The 1,898-nt window shown below is 67.4% G+C and carries 1 protein-coding gene and 1 pseudogene; both read right to left on the bottom strand.

Annotated elements, in window-relative coordinates; all coding sequences use genetic code 11:
- Positions 1-85 precede the first annotated feature (85 nt).
- Positions 86-310, bottom strand: a pseudogene (locus tag AB0I06_RS34255) (helix-turn-helix transcriptional regulator); the annotation flags it as partial.
- Positions 307-1,434 (bottom strand): site-specific integrase, encoded by a 1,128-nt coding sequence (locus AB0I06_RS34250; RefSeq protein ID WP_363122766.1) that lies wholly within the window; start codon positions 1,432-1,434, stop codon positions 307-309. The gene AB0I06_RS34250 and the pseudogene AB0I06_RS34255, both read right to left, overlap by 4 nt.
- Between the last annotated feature and the right edge of the window lie 464 nt (positions 1,435-1,898).

Below are 1,898 nucleotides of genomic sequence, written 5' to 3'. Positions count from 1 at the left end.
CACAGCACCGGTCCACGATCTGATCGGTATCGGCTTCGGGCCGTCCAATGTGGCCATGGCCATCGCGCTCCGCGAGCACAACACCCGCGCCGGCGACCGGTTCGGCCTGGAGCAGATCCGCGACGGTGCAGTCCAGTGCCGCACACATCAGGTCCAGGTCGTCCAGCCGCACCGTGACCGGAGTCCCGCCCCACAGGGCGGCGACCTTGCTCAGCGAAGGGTTGAACCCCACCTGCTGGAAAGCAGCAAGCACTTCGGTCGGCCGCCACAGGTCCCGCTGGGCGGCCACCATCCGCAGATTCCACTTCACCGGAGATTCCCCTTGTCCATCACCAGTCGTTGGGCCGCCCGGGAACTCGCGGCCAGGTTCGCGTGCTCCGGGTCGGCGTGGGCGGTCGCCATGTACCGCAGGGTTGTGGTCGCCCAGTCGTGTCCGAGGACCTTCTGCACCTCCCACAACGTCATCCCACGCTCGTAGTTGTGGGTGGCGCATGCATGGCGCAGCAAGTGCGGGAACAGATCGCTGACCGGCCCGCTCAGATAGGCGCCGGCCGCCTGGTGCAGGGCCCGGCGGAACGTCGAGGGCACGATCGCCGGCGCGATCGGAAGGTTCAACGCGGCCACCGCCGTGGGCTTGCGCTCCGACGGCCACAGCGGCGCCTTGGGATGGTCCACATCGTCGCCAAACTCGCCGCGGATCTCCTCGATGTACCACCACAGCAGAGCACGGCCCTCCTGAAACATGTACGCCTCGCGCGGCCGGGGCCCCGACCCGTGGGCGCCCTTGCCGAGCACGACGAAGCGGCCCCACTGGCCGTGCTCCCAATGCAGGTCGCCCATGCACACCCCACACAGCTCGGTCGCCCGGACACCGGACAGGTACGCGACCTTCGTCATCACGTAATCGCGGGAGGCGACCAGGTACTTCCGGGCGTTCGGCAGATCCTCACGCCAGCGGCCGAAGAAATCCCGCAGAGCCGTCTGCGAGGGCGGGATCCGCAGACCAAAATCGCCGCGATGGCGCGGCCGGTTGAACACGTCGATGGGCGACTCGACGGTCTGGCCGAAGCGGCGCATGATCTCGCCGGCGTAGCGCTGCTCGAGGAACGCGAAGTACGCGTCGATCTTGTTGATCTTGCCGCGCAGAGTCGACGGGGCACGCTTCCCGGGGCCGGCGAAGTACCGGTCGACCTCGCGGGACGTGAGCTGCCACGGCACCGTGCCGTAGAACTCACAGACCTCCATCACCAGCTTGATGAGCCCGTCCAGCGTCGTCGGTGCCAGGCCAGCGGCATCCCTCGCCCACTGGTACTCCGACAGCGTGTCGAGGAAGAAGCTCTCCTCGTCCTGCGCCGAGATGCGCGCCTGCTGGCGCCGCTGGAGCGTGACGACGTCCGCGAGCCCGCTCTCGACGGAGACCGCGGCGGGGTCCACCGGCACGGTCGGCTCCGGTCCGGGGCGCACGAGCGTCAGCACGCGAGTTTCGGAATCTGACACGAAACCGCAGATTACGGGGGTCACTCGCAGAATCTGTGAGTTACTGCGGAGATCTCACACCATTGAGTGACGGGCCGGCACAGTGCGATCGACCTGCTGAAATGCAGGTTTCCGGCCGCCGAGTAGCCTCGGGGAACCCGCGCGTACTCCACAATCAACCACCGGGTTAGGACGGTCGGGTGATCCGAACTCAGGTGGGACTCGCGATGCGCACCAGATCACCCCGCAGTGACTGGTCATGTACCAAACGAACACCCACAGGCTGCGGGCGTAGTCCGACCAGGCCAGCCCAGCCGTAGGCGAACGTACGTCGGCGGCTCCGACCCTCGACTCCTCGCCGAGATGCGACGGCTCCAGCAGCGCGTCCAGGACCTGGAATCCGAGCTCGGACGAATCCAGGC

The sequence above is a fragment of the Streptomyces sp. NPDC050674 genome, assembly GCF_040654575.1.
Classification (GTDB): domain Bacteria; phylum Actinomycetota; class Actinomycetes; order Streptomycetales; family Streptomycetaceae; genus Streptomyces.
The sequence above is the reverse complement of the archived record's forward strand: the minus strand, read 5'-3'. Positions and strand labels throughout refer to the sequence as shown.